This is a genomic window from Arhodomonas sp. KWT, assembly GCF_010993615.1.
The window spans coordinates 1-596 of record NZ_WNXE01001007.1 but is presented as its reverse complement, the minus strand read 5'-3'; the positions used below and the strand labels follow the sequence as shown (position 1 = coordinate 596).

At 70.0% G+C, this 596-nt stretch carries 1 protein-coding gene; it reads left to right on the top strand.

Going from position 1 to position 596, the window contains the following annotated elements:
* On the top strand, positions 1 to 596 hold a 596-nt coding region (locus G7A99_RS23825), incomplete at both ends, for a sigma 54-interacting transcriptional regulator (protein WP_163144547.1).

Genomic DNA, 596 nt, shown 5'->3' with positions numbered 1-596 from the left:
GAGCAGACCAACCTCGGCGATATGGTGGGGGTATCGCCGGCGTTCCGCGAGACCGGCGAGATCATCCGCAAGGCCGCGGAGAGCGCGGTGACCGTGCTCCTGCTCGGCGAGACCGGCGTGGGCAAGGAGATGTTCGCCCGCGGCCTGCACCAGCTCAGCCGCCGGGCGGCCAACGCCTTCGTCGCCGTCAACTGCGCGGCGATGCCCGAGGAGCTCATCGAGTCGGAGCTCTTCGGCGTGGAGAAGGGGGCGTTCACCGGCGCGCAGCAGTCCCGGCCCGGACGCTTCGAACGTGCCGACGGCGGGACGCTGTTTCTCGACGAGGTCGGCGAGCTCTCCCAGGGCGCCCAGGCCAAGCTCCTGCGCGTGCTTCAGGAGGGCGAGTTCGAGCGCGTCGGCGACACCCGCACCCGCCACGTGGACGTGCGCCTGGTCGCCGCCACCAACATGGACATGGAACAGGCCGTGCGCGAGGGGCGCTTTCGCGCCGACCTCTACTATCGGCTCAATATCTACCCGGTGATCATCCCGCCGCTGCGCGAGCGCCGCGAGGACATCCCGCTGCTGGTCGAGCGCTTCCTCGCCAAGTACAACGC